The sequence below is a fragment of the Dysgonomonas sp. ZJ709 genome (assembly GCF_011039195.1).
In the GTDB taxonomy this organism is placed as follows: Bacteria; Bacteroidota; Bacteroidia; order Bacteroidales; family Dysgonomonadaceae; genus Dysgonomonas.
Genome location: NZ_JAAKEM010000018.1, coordinates 18117 through 37030, shown reverse-complemented (window position 1 = coordinate 37030; position 18914 = coordinate 18117). Strand labels below are relative to the sequence as shown.

Annotated in this window: 18 protein-coding genes; 12 read left to right on the top strand and 6 right to left on the bottom strand. The window is 34.8% G+C overall.

Translation table 11 applies throughout. From position 1 onward, the window contains the following. Window positions 1-9 precede the first annotated feature (9 nt). The 3 genes from lepB to dapB all read right to left on the bottom strand — a co-directional run bounded on the left by lepB (window position 10) and on the right by dapB (window position 3282). The gene (gene lepB / locus G7Y56_RS12610) at window positions 10-1002 is read right to left on the bottom strand and encodes a signal peptidase I (protein ID WP_165043967.1); all 993 of its coding nucleotides are present in this window, start codon (window positions 1000-1002) and stop codon (window positions 10-12) included. Next, window positions 1002-2492: a S26 family signal peptidase gene (locus tag G7Y56_RS12605; protein ID WP_165043965.1), complete on the bottom strand. Its 1491-nt coding sequence runs from the start codon at window positions 2490-2492 to the stop codon at window positions 1002-1004. Before G7Y56_RS12605 ends, lepB begins: the two co-directional genes overlap by 1 nt. Window positions 2493-2565: 73 nt before the next feature. Continuing rightward, the gene (gene dapB / locus G7Y56_RS12600) at window positions 2566-3282 is read right to left on the bottom strand and encodes a 4-hydroxy-tetrahydrodipicolinate reductase (RefSeq protein WP_165043962.1); all 717 of its coding nucleotides are present in this window, start codon (window positions 3280-3282) and stop codon (window positions 2566-2568) included. Window positions 3283-3465: 183 nt separating this feature from the next. Here dapB and G7Y56_RS12595 point away from each other — a divergent pair, with 183 nt between their 5' ends. The 8 genes from G7Y56_RS12595 to deoC all read left to right on the top strand — a co-directional run bounded on the left by G7Y56_RS12595 (window position 3466) and on the right by deoC (window position 11183). Further along, entirely contained in the window at window positions 3466-4206 is a 741-nt protein-coding gene (locus tag G7Y56_RS12595; protein WP_165043960.1) for a copper homeostasis protein CutC, read from the top strand. Between the two features lie 123 nt (window positions 4207-4329). Continuing rightward, window positions 4330-6204 (top strand): tRNA uridine-5-carboxymethylaminomethyl(34) synthesis enzyme MnmG, encoded by a 1875-nt coding sequence (mnmG, locus tag G7Y56_RS12590; RefSeq protein ID WP_165043958.1) that lies wholly within the window; start codon window positions 4330-4332, stop codon window positions 6202-6204. A 116-nt stretch (window positions 6205-6320) separates the two neighbouring features. Beyond that, on the top strand, window positions 6321-6872 hold the full coding sequence (locus tag G7Y56_RS12585; protein WP_165021157.1) for an adenine phosphoribosyltransferase: 552 nt from the start codon (window positions 6321-6323) through the stop codon (window positions 6870-6872). A gap of 71 nt (window positions 6873-6943) precedes the next feature. Beyond that, on the top strand, window positions 6944-8740 hold the full coding sequence (gene uvrC, locus G7Y56_RS12580) for an excinuclease ABC subunit UvrC (RefSeq protein ID WP_165021156.1): 1797 nt from the start codon (window positions 6944-6946) through the stop codon (window positions 8738-8740). 97 nt (window positions 8741-8837) lie between these two features. Beyond that, window positions 8838-9434 (top strand): HdeD family acid-resistance protein, encoded by a 597-nt coding sequence (locus tag G7Y56_RS12575; protein ID WP_165043956.1) that lies wholly within the window; start codon window positions 8838-8840, stop codon window positions 9432-9434. 104 nt (window positions 9435-9538) lie between these two features. After that, on the top strand, window positions 9539-9991 hold the full coding sequence (gene dtd / locus G7Y56_RS12570; RefSeq protein ID WP_165043954.1) for a D-aminoacyl-tRNA deacylase: 453 nt from the start codon (window positions 9539-9541) through the stop codon (window positions 9989-9991). Further along, window positions 9992-10318, top strand: coding sequence for a nucleotide pyrophosphohydrolase (locus G7Y56_RS12565; RefSeq protein WP_165021153.1), 327 nt, complete (start codon window positions 9992-9994; stop codon window positions 10316-10318). Between the two features lies 1 nt (window position 10319). After that, window positions 10320-11183, top strand: coding sequence for a deoxyribose-phosphate aldolase (gene deoC, locus G7Y56_RS12560; RefSeq protein ID WP_165043952.1), 864 nt, complete (start codon window positions 10320-10322; stop codon window positions 11181-11183). 68 nt (window positions 11184-11251) lie between these two features. Here the strand turns inward: deoC and G7Y56_RS12555 are convergent, their stop codons facing one another. The 3 genes from G7Y56_RS12555 to sppA are packed head-to-tail and all read right to left on the bottom strand — an operon-like array spanning window position 11252 to window position 14889. Next, window positions 11252-12064, bottom strand: coding sequence for a purine-nucleoside phosphorylase (locus G7Y56_RS12555; protein ID WP_165043950.1), 813 nt, complete (start codon window positions 12062-12064; stop codon window positions 11252-11254). Further along, window positions 12021-13127 carry a tetraacyldisaccharide 4'-kinase gene (gene lpxK / locus G7Y56_RS12550; protein ID WP_165043948.1) on the bottom strand — a complete coding sequence of 369 codons (1107 nt, stop codon included), beginning with the start codon at window positions 13125-13127 and terminating at the stop codon, window positions 12021-12023. The genes G7Y56_RS12555 and lpxK overlap by 44 nt, the downstream gene beginning before the upstream one ends. Before the next feature lie 7 nt (window positions 13128-13134). Then, window positions 13135-14889 carry a signal peptide peptidase SppA gene (gene sppA / locus G7Y56_RS12545; RefSeq protein ID WP_165021149.1) on the bottom strand — a complete coding sequence of 585 codons (1755 nt, stop codon included), beginning with the start codon at window positions 14887-14889 and terminating at the stop codon, window positions 13135-13137. 744 nt (window positions 14890-15633) lie between these two features. Between sppA and G7Y56_RS12540 the strand changes: the two genes are divergently transcribed. The 4 genes from G7Y56_RS12540 (at window position 15634) to G7Y56_RS12525 (ending at window position 18907) form a co-directional block, all read left to right on the top strand. Continuing rightward, window positions 15634-16323 carry an SGNH/GDSL hydrolase family protein gene (locus G7Y56_RS12540; protein WP_165043946.1) on the top strand — a complete coding sequence of 230 codons (690 nt, stop codon included), beginning with the start codon at window positions 15634-15636 and terminating at the stop codon, window positions 16321-16323. 108 nt (window positions 16324-16431) lie between these two features. Beyond that, a complete protein-coding gene (locus G7Y56_RS12535) occupies window positions 16432-17430 on the top strand; it encodes a glycosyltransferase (RefSeq protein WP_165021147.1) in 999 nt (332 codons plus the stop codon). A gap of 102 nt (window positions 17431-17532) precedes the next feature. Continuing rightward, on the top strand, window positions 17533-17769 hold the full coding sequence (locus tag G7Y56_RS12530) for a YecH family metal-binding protein (RefSeq protein ID WP_165043944.1): 237 nt from the start codon (window positions 17533-17535) through the stop codon (window positions 17767-17769). Between the two features lie 124 nt (window positions 17770-17893). Beyond that, complete coding sequence (locus G7Y56_RS12525) at window positions 17894-18907, top strand: sensor histidine kinase (RefSeq protein WP_165043942.1); 1014 nt, start codon at window positions 17894-17896, stop codon at window positions 18905-18907. Window positions 18908-18914 lie beyond the last annotated feature (7 nt).

The window sequence follows — 18914 nt, the reverse complement described above, 5'->3', positions numbered from 1 at the left end:
ATCGATTCATTATTTAACTGCCGAAAAACGGCGGTCTTCCGATATATTCGCATTATCGGAATGATACCATACATAAGTTACTTCGCCTATTACATGACTAAAAGGAATAAACCCGAGTGAACGGGAATCTATTGAATGTGAGCTATTGTCAGATAACATCCAATAATAATCATCCTCGAATATGTAGCGCGCCTGTTCTTTACCATCAATAATCAGTTTATCATTGTTGAAACGGGCCTTGCTACCCTGCTCCTGCAATATAGTTTGTTTATATGCGGACAGATTGAATGCTGTTAAATCTATTTCCATGCCCTTAGCCGGAACAGCCATTTTATAGCTCTCGTTGTAATGAACACCCGAAACAGCTATATTGAGAGAGTCACGTAAATTCTGATTGACAATGAATGCTTCATACTTATTTAATTCAATCGAGGCAGTATCACCCGACAATTTATAATTACGGATAGAAATATTCTGCTCTTGTAAGACCTCTTCTATATCTTTCTGAATCGAAATATTGAATATATACTCATTCACGACATCGGGCGAAAGAATATAGCTCATGTTGTTAATAAACAATACTCCATTTTTCATTTCCAACGTATCGCCCGGCAGAGCCACACAACGACTAACTAATAATGCTCGCTTATCGATCGGTTTTTCCGATTCCAACGGATTATTAAATAGAATGATATCATTGGGCTTAAGATAAGTATCGAAAATTCGGCAGTATGGAGCCTCTAGCGCTGTTGAATAAGATTTTAGGCCAAACAGATCGTCGAATACAAAAGGAACGCTAAAAATGGTCATAGGAAGGCGTATGCCATAAGCTGTTTTATTGACCAGAACTTCGTCTCCTTTCAATAGGGCAGTCTCCATTTGAGTCGATGAGATAGTGTATGACTCAACAATAAAAGAACGTACCACAAAAACAATGAGCAAAGCAATCAATATTGCTTTGCTCAAATAGATGAGTATGTTCTTTTTCTTATTAGAAGACATTATTTCTTATTTCCCGATGTGAATAGCCTGCTCCAACGTATCTTACCACTAAACCAACCTTTATCTTTATCTAATGAAAGCCAGATAAATAAGGGTTTACCCACAATATGATCTTCAGGAACAAATCCCCACATACGTGAATCTGCCGATTTATCTCGATTATCACCCATCATGAAATAATAATCGAACTTGAAAGTATAAGAATCGGCTTGCTGACCATTGATATATACTTTTCCATCGCGATAGTCAAAATCATTAAGCTCGTAATTTTTGATACAACGTTCATAAAGCGCAACTTTGTAATCTACATCTTTGTCGAACTTGATGGTTTCGCCGCGTTTAGGAATCCATATCGAAGGGTAGTCTCCATATTCGATATCCCGGTCATACGATACAGGATATAATGGTGGCTGAGTATATATATGTCCTTCGATAGCACCTCTACGCTTAAGATATTCGTTACGTTTCACTATAGACCATACAAATGAGCGGCTTTCAAGCTGCTTGATCATTTCTTTTGTCAAAGGAACATTTGAATAAAGAAGTCCGGCATTACCTTTCTCTCTTTTCAATCCTAACTGAGCAGCGTACGCACTATCTAGTTTGCTGATATCTTCAACACCAATCATCGCCTTATCTTCGTCACTGATAACAAGCTCTTCAAAAATACTCGGTGCAATCATTGTTCCATCAGTTTGCACACAATACAATAACTGCATATTTTCAGGCTCTTTTTGTACTTTGCCATCGATAAATACTGTATCATTACGCAATTCGAATGTTTCTCCCGGAAGGCCAATAGCGCGTTTCACATAGTTTTCGCGTCTGTCTATAGGACGATAAACGATATTTCCATTCTTTGCTTTATTAGCCCAAATATTAGCACGGCCTTCTTCCTTACAGATCGTATAATAATCTTCGTTCTGCCTGTTCAAAGCAACAGTATCACCCGACGGGTAGTTGAACACTACAATATCGTCATGCTCTATAGCCCTACCTCCCGAAAAACGTTGATAATCGACCTGAGGTTTTTCCAAGTAAGATTTAACATCGAAGAAAGGGATTGTATGCTGCATCAAAGGTAAAGAAAACGGAGTCATCGGAGAGCGCGATCCGTAGCTTAGTTTACTTACACAAAGAAAATCTCCAACTAACAACGATTTCTCCAGTGATGAAGAGGGAATCTGATAGTTTTGAAAAAAGAAAGTATTGATAAAATAAACACCTACCAAAGCGAATACAATAGCATCTACCCACTCAAGTATGCTTCGTAACCTCGGATTCTTCACATTCTTCCAACTAGCCCAAGGGATAAATTTAGTAATGTAAATATCGATAAAAACCGGTATCAGAAGTAGTACAATATAATAGCTCGTCCAGATAACAAATAGTATACAAAGTACGCTTGCCAGAATACCATATACCCATTGTCGCATACCCGGTTTCTGCTTATCTCTTTTTTCGTCTTTATTAGGCAGTTTATTTTCCATATTTTATATTAAGTAAAGAATATATTAACGCTATACATCTGATTAACAATATAATATTAAGATATCTAATATTTTAGAAATTAAACATATCTTTCATACCAAGAAATCCTTTCTTACCATTTGTAAATTCGGCTGCTAAAACTGCTCCCAAAGCAAGCCCCTTACGGTTTTTAGAATCGTGCTCAATAGTTATTACATCAGCCTCCGATTCATATATAACGGTATGTATACCAGGAACTTCACCCTCTCTCATACAATGAATAGATATATCCGTTGGTTTTTCTTCCACCTCAAGATTCCATCTGTCTTTTCTATCGAAGTTTTCGATTATTCCTTCAGCCAAAGTAATAGCAGTGCCACTAGGTGCATCCAGCTTATGAATGTGATGCGTTTCCTCCATTCTAACATCATAATCAGGATATCGGTTCATTATTTTAGCCAGATATTTATTCACAGCAAAAAATATATTTACGCCCAAACTGTAATTCGACGCATAGAAAAAAGTTTTCCCATCTTCTGAACAAGCTTTCTTCATTTCATCAAGATGCTCGAGCCAGCCTGTCGTACCTGCTACTACAGGAACATTAGCCGCAAAACATTTTCTATAATTATCTACAGCTGTATCAGGCGTAGAAAATTCGATCGCTACATCCGCACTTTTGAAAGCAGGAGAATCGAAGTCTGCTATATTACCCATATCTATTATCGAAACAATTGTATGACCTCTTTCGATCGCAATTTTCTCGATCTCGTGACCCATCTTTCCGTACCCAATAAGTGCTATTTTCATCTTGATATAAAATTTTATATTTCTAAACAGTGCAAATATACATAAAAACTTATCTTTTTTAGAATAGATAGTACCTCTCTACGCATAAAAATAATTAATGTAATGAGAGCAGTACTATCCGATTGGATAAAGTAATAACTTTGTATTCACTATATTTGTCGTCCACTTATAAAATAAAATCACATGGTAACATTAGAAATTTGTTCAAATTCGGTGCAGTCATCGATAGAAGCCCAACGAGGAGGAGCCGTAAGAGTCGAATTATGCGATAATTTGGCTGAAGGAGGTACAACACCTGCCCTATCTCAAATAGAATTATCAAGACAATACATTGATATACAGTTGAATGTGATAATAAGACCACGTGGTGGAGACTTTCTGTACAATGATCTTGAGTTCGAAATAATGAAAAGAGATGTGCATCATTGTGGTTTATCAAAATGTGACGGAGTAGTTATCGGTATGTTAAATGCTGACGGTTCCATCGACAAAAACAGGAATGCGGAATTAATAGAAATCGCAAGAAAGTACAGGATGAGCGTTACCTTTCACCGAGCATTCGACCGTTGTGCAGATTTATTCCAATCGCTCGAAGATATCATCGATTTAGGCTGCGACAGAATCCTCACTTCCGGCGGTAAAAAGACAGCTTTAGAAGGTAAAGAAATAATTAAGCAACTCATCAAAAAAGCCGGTGGTCGCATTATTATTATGCCGGGCTCAGGTATTACAGAAAATAATATTTCAGAATTGGTAGAGGCCACAGGCTTAACCGAATTTCATGGTTCGTTCAGAAGCAAGTATAAAGGAGGAATGGAATTCGTAACTGAAGGCTTAGGCACACCAGATGAAGAGTATTCTATCTTACTTACTGATTATAAAAAAGTAGAACAAGCTATTGAAAATGCAAATAGAGATATTTGAAAAATGAATAAATTAACTTAAAGCCTCTCGGTCAACATATTTATTAATTAAAAATACTACAAGTAAAAATATATAAAATAGTAACTTTGCAACTCCAATAAACCAAAGATATAGAATAAAAAGATGAACTTTAAATACGATGTTATTGTAGTTGGAGCAGGTCATGCCGGATGTGAGGCAGCAACAGCAGCCGCCAACATGGGATCGAGAACTCTCCTCATAACGATGGATATGAATAAGATTGCACAAATGAGTTGCAATCCGGCCGTCGGTGGAATCGCCAAAGGACAAATAGTAAGAGAAATAGATGCTATTGGCGGTCAAATGGGGATAGTTACCGATAAGACAGCTATCCAATTCAGAATGCTTAACCGATCGAAAGGACCAGCCATGTGGAGTCCACGAGCACAAAGCGACCGTGCACAATTCATACTGAAATGGAGGGAAATAGTTGAAAATACGGATAACCTATTTATCTGGCAAGACACGGTGAATTCGTTAGTCATAGAAGACAATGAAGTAAAAGGAGTAAAGACTGCAATGGGAGTTACTTTCACGGCCAAATCGGTCGTTCTCACGAATGGGACATTCCTGAATGGATTGATACATATAGGTAGTGTACAACTTGGAGGCGGTCGGGTTTCCGAACCAGCATCATTCGGTATCACAGAACAACTGAAAGAATTAGGCTTTACCACCGACAGAATGAAAACCGGAACACCTGCCAGAATAGATGGTAGAAGCGTCGATTTTAGTTTAATGGAAGAACAAAAAGGAGAAGAAGATTTTCATAAGTTCTCTTACCTTGATTTTGCCCCTCGCACATTAAAACAATTAAGTTGCTGGATTACCTACACGAATGAAGAAACCCATGCAGAATTACGCAATGGTTTAGATGAGTCTCCTTTATATAACGGACAGATAAAAAGTATCGGACCAAGATATTGCCCTAGTATAGAAACTAAGATTGTAACTTTTGCCGAAAAAACAGCACATCAATTGTTTCTGGAACCAGAAGGTGAAAACACTCAAGAGTATTATTTGAATGGATTTTCATCCTCTCTCCCACTCCGCATACAAATCGAAGCTCTGCAAAAAGTACCTGCATTTAGAAACATACACATATATAGACCAGGGTATGCAATCGAATATGATTTCTTCGATCCAAGACAATTGAAACATACATTGGAAACTAAGCTTGTAAAAAATCTATTTTTCGCAGGACAAATAAATGGAACTACAGGATATGAGGAAGCCGGAGGGCAAGGACTAATCGCAGGTATAAATGCACACATCAACACACACGGTGGAAACGAGTATACACTACAAAGAGACGAAGCTTATATCGGCGTATTAATTGACGATCTTGTTACAAAAGGAGTTGATGAACCATATCGTATGTTTACCTCTAGGGCTGAATATAGAATACTACTTAGGCAAGATGATGCAGATGCACGCCTAACTGAGAAAGCCTACAATATAGGTCTGGCAAAAAGAGAACGTATGGATCTCCTCAAAGAGAAAAAAGGAGAAATAAACAGACTTGTAGAATTTGCTACTAACTACTCTTTGAAACCCGGATATATAAATGAAGGTCTAATTGCATTAGGAACCTCCCCTCTCAAACATGGGCTCAAACTAAAAGATGTAATAACAAGACCGCAAATATCCATTAACAATATAGCAGAATATGTGCCGGCATTCAAAGAAGAGCTTGATAAAATTCCGAATAGAAAAGAAGAAATAATAGAAGCTACCGAGATTATTATAAAGTATGACGGTTATATAAAGAGAGAGCAAATAATAGCAGATAAGATAAGCCGCCTTGAAAACATAAAAATAAAAGGCAAATTAAATTACGAAAACATATTATCTTTATCTACGGAGGCAAGACAAAAGCTCAAAAATATAGATCCGGAAACTATTGCACAAGCAAGCAGAATACCCGGAGTTTCACCAAATGATATTTCCATTTTACTTATTCTTTTAGGGCGATAAAATAAATGTTCCACGTGAAACAGCGTGAAACAAAGAGAATAAAAATTCAGAAAAAGAATAGAAAACGCACAAAATAAAAATGATGTTTCACGTGGAACATAAACTAAAAAGCAGAAATGACAGTAGAAGAAAAAGAGTCTAAAATTGAAAAACTGAGAAGAACAGTAAGAAACATTCCAGACTTTCCAATCGAAGGAATTCAATTTAAAGATGTGACTCCCCTATTTAAAACCAAAGAATCTTTATTCGATCTTACAGAAGTATTACTTGATGAATATAGAAACAAAGGAATAACTAAAGTAGTCGGGATAGAATCCAGAGGTTTTATAATGGGTCCCATTATGGCACTCGAATTAGGAGCCGGATTTGTACCAATTCGCAAACCCGGAAAATTACCTGCTGAAGTCTTCGAAGAACTGTACGAAAAAGAATACGGTGAGGATAGCATACAAATTCACAAAGATGCATTAACCAGTGAAGATGTAATACTTCTTCACGATGATCTCCTTGCTACTGGCGGAACAATGCTTGCAGCATATAGGCTTGTAAAAAGAATGGGCGTAAAAAAGATATATGTTAATTTTATCATAGAACTTGAGGAATTAGCAGGTAGAGAAGTATTTCCCGAAGAGATAGAAGTAAAAGCATTGCTAAAATATTCTATTTAAATAATTTTGGTTATTTAAATCAAAATAGTATATTTATTTAATAGAAATTTCTTAGCATAAAATTATTTCGGATGAAAGAATACCTAAAAAATATAATACAAAATATTCCCGAAAAGCCTGGTTGCTATCAATATTTTGATGACAAAGGGACTATTATATATGTAGGTAAAGCAAAAAATCTCAAGAAGAGAGTATCATCCTATTTCACTAAGAGTCACGATAATAGCACTAAGACCAGAGTCTTAGTAAGTAAGATCAGGGATATAAAATACATCATTGTAGATACAGAAGAAGATACTTTTCTTCTCGAAAATAATTTAATAAAAGAATTACAACCAAGGTATAATGTTTTACTGAAGGATGACAAAACGTATGCATCTATTGTTATCCGAAACGAATATTTTCCAAGAGTAGAACAAACAAGAAATCTTGTAAAAGACAATTCATTATATTTTGGCCCCTACCCTAGTGGAAATGCAATAAAAGTATTACTTGAAACAATTCACAAAATATATCCGATCCGTACATGCTCGCTAAGTCTTACACCCGAAAATATAGCCTCCGGAAAATATAAAGTTTGTCTTGAGTATCATATAAAAAGATGTATGGGCCCTTGTGAAGGACTACAATCTTTAGAGGATTATCATAAAAGTATAGAAGCAATAAAAGGCATCTTGCGTGGAGATACCAATTCTGTTAGCGAAGGTATCTACAATGAAATGATCAAACTATCTGATAATCAAAACTTTGAAGAGGCACACAAGCTAAAGGAAAAATACATGCTCATAGAGAGCTTCAAAAGTAAATCGACCGTAGTTAGCAGCATTAAATATAATATAGATGTTTACAGCTACGACGAAGATGATAACTCTGCATATATCAACTACTTAAGTGTACATAACGGCGCTATCATACAGGCATATACGTTCGAATACAGAAAAAGAATGGAAGAAGCTAAAGAAGAATTGCTCGGATTGGGTATTCTTGAAATGCAAAATCGATTCGGTGCAAAAGCAAAAGAAATTGTAGTTCCCTTCTATCCCGATCTCATTCTTAGTGGTGTGGAATTTACGATTCCTCAACGAGGTGATAAAGCAAAGCTACTCGGCCTCTCCATTAAAAATGTAAAACAATATAAACTTGATAAACTTAAGAAAGCAGAAACACTAAATCCTGAGCAGCGAAATACACGCATTCTCAAAAATATACAAAAAGATCTCAACCTAAAAGAATTACCGACACATATAGAATGTTTCGACAACTCAAATATACAAGGAACAAATCCAGTATCGGCATGTGTTGTTTTCAAAATGGGAAAACCTTCCAAGAGAGATTACCGTCATTTTAATGTAAAGACCGTAGAAGGTCCTGACGATTTTTCCACAATGCGCGAAGTTATATACAGACGCTATCACAGGCTACTAGAAGAGAAAACTCCCCTACCCCAACTCATTGTAATAGATGGAGGAAAGGGGCAACTAAGTGCAGCATGCGAATCTCTCAAAGCTCTTGGTATATATGGAAAAGTTGCGATTGTGGGTATTGCTAAACGACTCGAAGAAATATATTATCCCGAAGACTCTGTTCCTTTGTATCTCGACAAAAATTCAGAATCTCTAAAGGTAATTCAATACCTTAGGGATGAAGCACATAGGTTCGGAATTACCTTCCATAGAAACAAAAGAAGTAAAGCTCAGGTAAAATCGGAACTAGACAATATTAAAGGTATCGGTGACGAAACCAAACGGATACTCCTAAAACATTTCAAAAGTGTAAAACGAATAAAAATGGCTCCACAGGCAGAAGTAGAAGCAATTGTGGGCGTTTTCAGAGCCAAACTTTTAAAAGATTATTTTGAACAAAAATAAGCTATAGTCTGTTATATAATAAATAGTAAGTACACATACTATTTAGTGTGCTTTCCTAAAAATAAAAGACTAAAACACTAATTAAATTGTTCAAATTATGAAAAATGGCTTATTAAGTTCAGTAAAACAAGCAGTTAAATACTGGTGGGTATCCCTCCTAATAGGCGCATTAGCTGTAATACTAGGTATATGGTGTGCAGCAGCACCTAACACAACTCTTATTGCTTTATCCGCTGTGTTTGTTGCCGGCTTCATCGTCAGTGGTATATTTGAAATTTCTTTTGCAATATCAAACAGAAACAGTCTCAATGGATGGGGTTGGACACTAGCAAGCGGATTTATAGACCTACTTTTCGGATTTTTACTAATTGCACTTCCCGTACAAAGTATTTTCGTTCTGATATTCTTTATCGGATTCTGGATAATGTTCCAATCCGTATGGGGAATCGGTGCCGCTATAGAACTACAACGCCACGGAGCTAAAAATTGGGGATGGGCGCTTGTATTAGCAATAATAGGGCTGTTACTATCATTCGTATTGATTGTAAATCCAGTATTTGCAAGCGGATTTATAGTTGGCTTAACAGCTATAACCTTTATATGCTACGGGCTCCTCAGAATATTCTATGCATTCAAATTAAAAGCATTGGGAGGAGAAATAGAGGAAGTAGAAAAAATATTAGAAGATAAATAAACTCCATAATTAAAAGTTAGGAGGAAATTGTTTACAAATAAATACCTAATTTTAAGGTCGCATATCAAGTTTGATATGCGACCTTTATTTTTAAGATATACGTAATGAGAATACTTATACAACGGGTTAAAAAAGCATCGGTAACAATAGATAATACGATAAAAGGAGAGATAGGAAAAGGATTATTAATCTTTGTTGGAATAGAAGATATTGATAATCAGGAAGATATAGAATGGCTTTGCAACAAAGCAATTAATCTTCGTATCTTTGATGATGAAAAGGGAATTATGAATTTGCCAATAACTGATATAGATGGCGAAATATTGGTCGTATCGCAATTTACACTGCATGCTTCGACCAAGAAGGGCAACCGCCCATCTTATATTCGTGCATCTAAACCTGATATTGCGATTCCTCTTTACAACGAGTTTTGCGACAACCTCCAAAAACTATTGAACAAACAGGTACAGACAGGTATTTTCGGTGCAGACATGCAAGTGGAGTTAATAAACGATGGTCCGGTAACTATCTGGATCGATTCTAAAAACAAAGAATAAATGACAATAGAAGAAGCTCAACAAGAAGTAGACAACTGGATACAAACTATTGGTGTCCGCTACTTTAATGAATTGACCAATATGGCTATCCTTACCGAAGAAGTAGGAGAACTAGCTCGCATAATGGCCCGAACTTATGGTGACCAATCATTCAAAAAATCAGACTTGGCAAAAGATTTAGGGGACGAGATGGCCGATGTACTCTGGGTACTGATCTGCATAGCCAATCAGACAGGAATAAACCTCACAGAAGCCTTCAAAAAGAATATGGAGAAAAAAACAAACAGGGATAAAGACAGACATATAAATAACGAAAAACTAAAATAAAATGGCCGAAACAAATAAATATCTCGACGCGCTGAATAAGTATAAAACTGACATCAAAGATGAAGACATAACAGCTACTGTGAACGAGATAATCAGCAAAAAATTTGCAGCTAATAATACAAAAGAAGCATATAAACGTATCTATTCATGCATTGATCTCACATCGCTGAATGCTACCGATACACGTGAAGATATATGGAACTTTACCGAAAAAGTAAACGATTTCGATGGTTCATCCGATACACCGAATGTAGCAGCAATATGCGTATACCCTAACTTTGCCGAAGTGGTAAAAGAAGCATTGATAGCCGATGTGAAAATCGCTGCTGTTGCCGGAGGATTCCCTTCATCTCAGACCTTTACCGAAATAAAGGTAGCCGAAGCAGCACTTGCAGTAGCGGCAGGAGCCGACGAAATAGATATAGTGCTTAATTTAGGATACTTTCTTGAGGAAAATTACGAAGAACTTTCGGAGGAAATAAGTGAAATAAAAGATACATGCCGCGATGCTAAACTGAAAGTAATCCTCGAAACAGGAGCTCTCAAATCGGCCTCGAATATAATGAAAGCCTCTATCCTATCGCTCTATTCGGGAGCAGATTTTATAAAAACTTCTACAGGCAAAGGATATGAAGGAGCTTCACTCGAAGCGGCTTATGTCATGTGTACAGCTATTAAAGAATATGAAAGTAAAACAGGCATAAAATCGGGTTTTAAAGCTTCCGGTGGTATTTCTACAACAGAAGAGGCCGTAAAGTATTATACAATAGTAAAAGAGGTGCTAGGCGACGAGTATTTGTCTAATGAATATTTCCGTATCGGTGCAAGCCGTTTGGCCAGTAACCTGATCAATAGTATAAAATAATTATCACCAACTATTATTAATAAAGAAAATGGAGAACAGCTATCTGTTCTCCATTTTTATTTTCAAATTTAGATCTTCTTTATGATCTCCTGCATAATAAATGCCATCTTCGGCTGAGCTATTTTAGCTGCCTCCTGGACATCTTCGTGTGTACATTCGACTATCTTACCTATTACACCCAAATCGGTGATTATAGAGAATGCCAGCACCTTCATTTTAGCATGATTAGCCACGATAACTTCCGGTACTGTAGACATACCGACTGCATCCCCTCCTATTATACGGAAATAATTATATTCGGAAGGTGTTTCGAATGTAGGCCCTTGCGTACCTATATAAACTCCATGCTGTAATTTTATATTATTATCCTTGGCAACTTGCATTGCCATCAAACGAAGTTCTCTATTATAAGCCTCACTCATATCGGGAAAGCGGACTCCTAATTCTTTATAATTTTTGCCATGAAGCGGGTGTTCCGGAAACAGATTTATATGATCGTCGATAAGCATAATATCACCTATATCGAAACTGCCATTCATTCCACCTGCTGCATTCGAAACAAATAGATATTCTATACCCAATGCCTGAAATACGCGGATAGGAAAAGTAACTTCTTTCATATTATAACCTTCGTAAAAATGAAAGCGTCCTTGCATTGCAATAACGTCTTTACCACCAAGTTTTCCGAAAATCAACTTACCACTATGCCCCTCTACTGTCGATAGAGGAAAGTTTGGTATATGTTCGTATGGGATTTCCTTTTTATCACTTATTTCATGTACAAGCTCACCCAATCCAGTGCCTAAAATGATAGCGATATTAGGAATAACTTCTACTTTATCTTTTATAAAATGCGCGGTTTCCTGTATTTTCTTTAACATGCTTATATATTTTGTCTTTAAATTGTTGTTTACTCTCCTCATCCGAAAAAACAACTTCGATAGGAAGATAGTAAAACGAAGGTTTTAATTGCTCGTCAATATCATCTCGCAGTATGAGTCGAGCAGCATCTTTTTCTGTTACTAAAATAATCTTATTCACCGATTGTATAGCCTCGAATTTATTTGCTATATCCTTAATATCTCTTGCCTTGAAAGCATGATGATCAGGATAGATCATTGTTTCCACTTTATTGGTATACTCCGATAATTTTTCAATTATCATTTTAGGCGAGGCTATTCCTGTAACCAATAATATATCTTTATCATTCAGATAATCCAAATCAATATCCTGTTCGTTCTCACTAAATACCGGCTTAAGGTTCTGATAATTAAAGCTGGTAAAGAAAAGGCTCTGATAAGGGAATGTATTTATGTTGTGTGAAATAATTCGGTATTCTATGGGTTGCAATTTCTGAGGGCATTTTGTTACAATCACCATACTGGCCTTACGAACATGCATTGCTGATTCCCGTAATCTGCCGGCAGGAAGCAATTTATCTTCATAAATGGGTCTGTTATAATCAGAAAGGATAATGGTGTAAGACGGCTTCACATAACGATGTTGAAAAGCATCGTCTAACAAGATAATCTGCGGAGGTTTTTCTAGTGCAAGCAATTCATTAATACCCCTTCTCCTATTTCCATCTACAGCTATAATAGCATTCGGATATTTCTGTTTGATCTGGAAAGACTCATCACCTATTTCCAGACTTGTAGACTCACTTGTAGCTAATACAAATCCCTTTGTTTTTCGCTTATAACCACGACTCAATACTGCTACACGATATTTATCCTGAAGTATTTCTATCAAATATTCAGTGTGTGGCGTTTTTCCCGTACCACCCGCCGTAATATTTCCAATACAAATAACAGGAATATCAAATTCTTCGTGCTTCAGTATTTTCCAATCGAATAACTTATTCCGAAAAAACACAATAAGCCCGTACAACCATGAAAACGGCAATAACCATTTATTAATGCGTACGGGTGGATTTGTAATCATTATATATTTATTTTATTTGAAAGTCGTAAGGTAAACGGGCTTGTATAAAATCCTGTTCTTTAATTTCTTTCATTAGTTTAAATAGCTCGTAATCGACACCTAAATATTCCTTCATGGCACGGGTGGTCATTTCTTCTTTCTGATCGGAAAATAAAGCCTCAAAGAAATCTACTTTTACAGGGAAACCTGACAGCGCATAATCTTCTAATTCAGCCAATTTTGCAGCTTCTTTTATAGCAACATCTATTCCACCAAGAGCATCCACAAGTCCAATTTTAAGAGCTTGATTTCCTGTCCATACACGCCCCTGAGCTATATTATCTAAAGAATCTTTCGGAATACCACGACCTTCAGAACAACGAGTAAGAAATAAATCATACCCTTTTTCTACGAAATTTTGAAGCATTACCTTTTCATCGTCTCTCATTGGGCGAGTGATATCACCAAAATCCGAGAATTTATTTGTTTTCACATTATCAAATGTAAGACCTACTTTCTTTGTCAGCCCTTCTGCATTCGGAAACATACCGAATATACCTATCGACCCTGTTAATGTATTTGGTTGAGCTATAATTTTAGAAGCATTACAAGAGATATAGTATCCGCCCGATGCAGCAAGATCTCCCATAGAAACTACTACCGGTTTCTTTGCTTTAAGATCGGTAATAGCTTTCCATATTTGTTCCGATGCGTAAGCACTACCTCCCGGAGAGTTGACACGTAAAACAACGGCTTTTACTTTATCGTTATCTTTTAATTTTTCTATTTCTCTTACATATCTTCTATCGGTAATACCATCTCTCGACGTGCCTACATTGATAGTACCTTCTGCATATAATACAGCAATTATATCATCCGATTTATCTTTCTTAAGAAACGATACAGACGACATATTCTTAACAGAAGCCAATCGTAAATCTTCTTTCTTTTCTACACCGGCAAGTGTTTGAATATATTGTCTTGCCTCAGTTTCATACATTAAAGTATCTATCAAACGATCTTGTACATTAACCACAGGATCGCGAAATAATGGCATCGAATCAGTAAGAATATTCAATTTATCTACTGATATATTTCGTGATACCGATATTTCAGAAAGAATAGTCGACCATGAATCACCCATAAAAGAAGATACTTGTTCTCTATTGGCATCGCTCATCTTGTCAAGAATAAACGGTTCTACTGCCGATTTGAAAGTACCTACTTTGAATATCTGCATTTCTATACCTAATTTTTCCAATAATCCTTTATAGAACATAGGTGAAGAAGAATAACCATGTAAATCCAGATTTCCCTGAGGATTGAGGATTACTTTATCGGCTGCTGTAGATAGATAGTAACAACCTTGTGTATACACATCAGCATAAGCAACCAGGAATTTTCCGCTTTCTTTATAATCGACCAACTGATCTCTTATTTCCTTAAGCGAAGCACCCGATGCTGCAAAAGCTCCGGCATTGATATAAATACCTTTAATTTTATCGTTCTCCTTTGCTTTTTTGATAGACGAAAGAATATCATCAAGTCCCATCTGATCGTTTTGACTTATACCAAACAACTCATAAAGAGGATTCGGATTCGATCTATCGGATAAAGTTCCCTCAAGTCTAATAGTTAAGACTGTATTATCTTTCAAATTATACTGCTGATCGGAACTGAGTATCATAGCAGCAAGTCCTGCAAAAAGCATAAAAAAGAAAAGTCCTAAGACTACAAAGCATCCCAACATAGATGCTAACACATTTTTAAAAAATCCTTTCATAATTCGATTTTCAATTATATTTAACAAAAATATATATTTATCTAACAATATGCTATTTAATAGAGTACATAATCACATTGGTTACCTATATATAACAGTTTTTTACAAAATAGCTGATAAAGTTTGTATCTTTAGGTTATAAGCTCCTTTAAACTCTACTTTTCACAATCAACAAAACAGTGTTGATAACCTGTTAATAAGTGTTGATATATTTTTCAAACAATAACCATTGCTTTTCCAAACTAAAGAACATATATGAAATTAGTCGCAGATGATAACTAAAAAATCACAGCTATTTATCATTCGTATTTGAAAGGGTTATTAACATCAATAGTGAATAATTACAAAAAATAGTTATTAACAAAAATAGTTATTAACAGTATTTTAATAAAGTTCACAATCTCCTTTATATAAATAAATTGGCTGCTTTTATCATTGTTAATAACTAAGATTTGTATGTAAACAGACATTTAAGAACGATATATACAAGTAATATACAAAAAAAGGATAAACACAATTAACAGCCTATAAATACAAGTATGATTTTTTTGAAAAGGAATTAAATAAAAACCTTATTATATATATGTTTTAATAACATTGATTTGAAATAAGATTTAAGTTTCAGAATTAATTCACTTTGTCATAAAATTCAAATAGAAAAGTGTTATTTTTATTCTCTCTTATAAAAGTGGTTATATGTAAACTATATAGCTGTTGATTGTCAAATATTTAAATTCAATACACATGAAAAAATCAGTATTTATTTTGTCTTTCTTATTTGCTATGAATATCTATCTTAATGCCCAAAGTCTTAGTGAAGCACCTAATTTTGATAAATATGCCAAGGCTAACAGTGAATTAGCTTCGCCCCAACAGGGTGAGAAAAGAGTTGTGTTTATAGGTAATTCTATTACTGAAGGTTGGGTAAATATGCGACCTGATTTCTTTACCGCTAATAACTATATAGGAAGAGGGATCGGTGGACAGACTAGTCCTCAATTATTGCTTCGTTTTCGTCAGGATGTAGTAGATCTTCAGCCTACAGCAGTTATTATTAACATAGGAACAAACGATATAGCTGAAAATACAGGTAAATATAATCCTGTATATACTTTCGACAATATTAAGTCAATGGCTGAAATTGCTAAAGCTAATGGTATAAAAGTAATTTTATCGTCTGTTCTTCCTGTAGGAGAATACCCATGGAGAACCGAGATTAAAAATGTACCTCAAACAATAGATGCACTGAATGCTAATATTAAGGCATATGCCGAAGCTAATGGTTTCGATTATATAGATTATAACATAGAGATGCGTGATGCCAATGGAGCTATGATAGAGGGTTACGGCTCGGATGGTGTACATCCTACAATAAAAGGATATGAAGTAATGGAAGTGATAGCTAAGAAAGTAATAGATAAGGTAATTGAATGATTGATACTAACCCATATATTTATATGCTCCTGTTTTCTGATATGTAAATTGTGTGAAATAAGATATTAATTTTATTTGACTGATCAGTTTTGTAATTTATAACAAATAATGAATCAACCTAAAGTAAGTATTATTGTTCCTGTTCATAATGCCGGGCATTATTTTGAAAAATGTTTGGCTTCTTTGGTTAATCAGACAATCGAAGAAATTGAAATTATTCTTGTTCTCGATTGTCCTTCAGACGGTAGCGATAAAGTTGCTGAAACGTTTGCTGCAAAGGATAATCGCATAAAGCTAATATATAACGAGGAAAATTTACATACAGGATTGAGCCGAAATAAAGGAATGAAAATGGCTCGGGGAAAGTACATAGGTTTTCATGATCATGATGATTATAGTGAACCTACGATGTACGAATTATTGTATAAAAAGGCTGAACAAGAAGAACTTGATGTTGTTAGATGTAATTTCACTTGTGTTTATGTGAAGGCTTCGGGATCTGAAAATATCGACGAACAATACAAATATCCCGATATTTCGACAGATGCTTCAAACAAAGAATGGATATATGAGAATGTTAGTAACGGTAATATTTCGTGTGTTATATGGAATCATATCTATAAAGCAGATTTTCTGACAGAGAATAATATACAATTCTTAGATTCGAGAAAGATATGCTCCGAAGATGGGATATTTTTTATTGAAGTTTATCGTAAACTTAATAATTTAGGCATAGTTTCAGATTATTTGTACCATCATGTTTTTCATTCAAATAATACGGGGAAAATATATGACTACCGATCGGTAAAGAATAGAATTTCATATTTTACAGAATTATATTTATTTCTGAATCAAAATGGAATTAGTGAAGATAAATGTCAATACTATTTGTCTAAAAATATTGTATGTTCCTTATATAGTGCTTCGAGGCAAGCTCTACTCTTGTTTCCATTACAAAAAGCGATTGCTGAAATACGATGTATAAGGGAAAGTGAACTGATGATGAAATGTATAAATTATCTATACAAAAAAGAGAATTTATCTACCCTATTCCATTTGAAACCCACTGTTATTATTTTTTCTTTTCTTGTAAAACTATTCAAATAGTATTTTTCTTTCAACTATCTCTTTTTGAGTAACAATTGTTACAGATTTTATCTTACCCTAATTTGTATTTTTGTACTTAATAATTTACAAATACAAATTCTTATGGAACAGTTACACGCACACGAAGTACTTCATATGATGGAAGGAAACAGCTATACAGAGTCTTCATTAAAAGAAGCTATTATTCAAAAGTTTGGAAAAGAGCAACATTTTTATGCTTGTTCGGCCGAAGATATGGATGTGGATCAACTTATTATATTCTTAAAAAATAAAGGCAAATTTAAATCAACAGAGGAAGAAGGATTTACTGTGGATATAAGTAAAGTATGTAATCATTAACGAGAATATTTTCGTCTTAATGTTTTCTTTTTTCGTTTTAGCAGGATTAGTTATTCATTTGAGAATGAAAATATCTATTTTCGTACATTGAGGAAGAAATAATTATTAATCCTCTAAATCAAGAATGAAAAATTTATCAAATATATATAGTCCTTATAAGTTTGTTCTTATAAGTATGATATGTGCATTATTTGTCATATATCCCGAAATAACCTGGATACCTTGGGAGTTGAGTAAACTGGAAGAGACTAGACGAGTAAGTTATATAGCTTTTTTTGTTTTTCGCTATGCTTTTTACACAGTTTTGATCTTCTTATTGATAAAAATCAATTTACAAAAAATAAAGACTTCTTCTTTTAAGGTGCGTTTTGGGTATAATGCACTGATTAGTATTGCTGCGTATGCTATTTACGGCGTGACCTCATTCTTAATCTATTCGATGGTTAGGCATTTCGGTAGTTTAATATTATTTCAATTTTTTATAATGTGCCTTTTAGATACTTTTATAGGACACATTTTTTTGTTATATAAAGAACAAAGGAACAAAGAACAAGAAATAGAACAACTTAAAATTGAAAATTTGCAAAGCCGCTATGATGCACTTACAAATCAGATAAATCCACATTTTTTCTTTAATTCATTAAATGGCTTGACTTCGTTGATCCGAAAAAAGGACAACGAAATCACACTTACCTATGTAAATAAGCTGTCGGATGTTTTCCGGTATATTTTGCAAAGTGATAAAAAGGGACTTGTGACATTAGGCGAAGAACTTGAATTTGTAGATGCATTTCGCTATATGATGGAAGTTCGTTTTGCAAATAAACTCGTATATCATGTAGAGATAGATAAAGAAAAGTTGTCGTATAAAATACCTGTTCTTTCTATTCTTCCTCTTCTTGACAATATAGTTGTTCATAATATGATTGATAGTGATCATAAGATGGAAGTTACTATATGTCTGAATGAAGAACAAGAGCTGGTTATATCTAATCCTATATATCCTAAACTGTCATCGCCCATAACTAACGGTACAGGACTAAAGAATTTGGAAAACCGCTTTTCATTGCTTATGGATAAACGAATAAGAGTTGAAAATGATGGTATGATTTTCAGTGTATATTTACCACTAAAATAGCAGTATT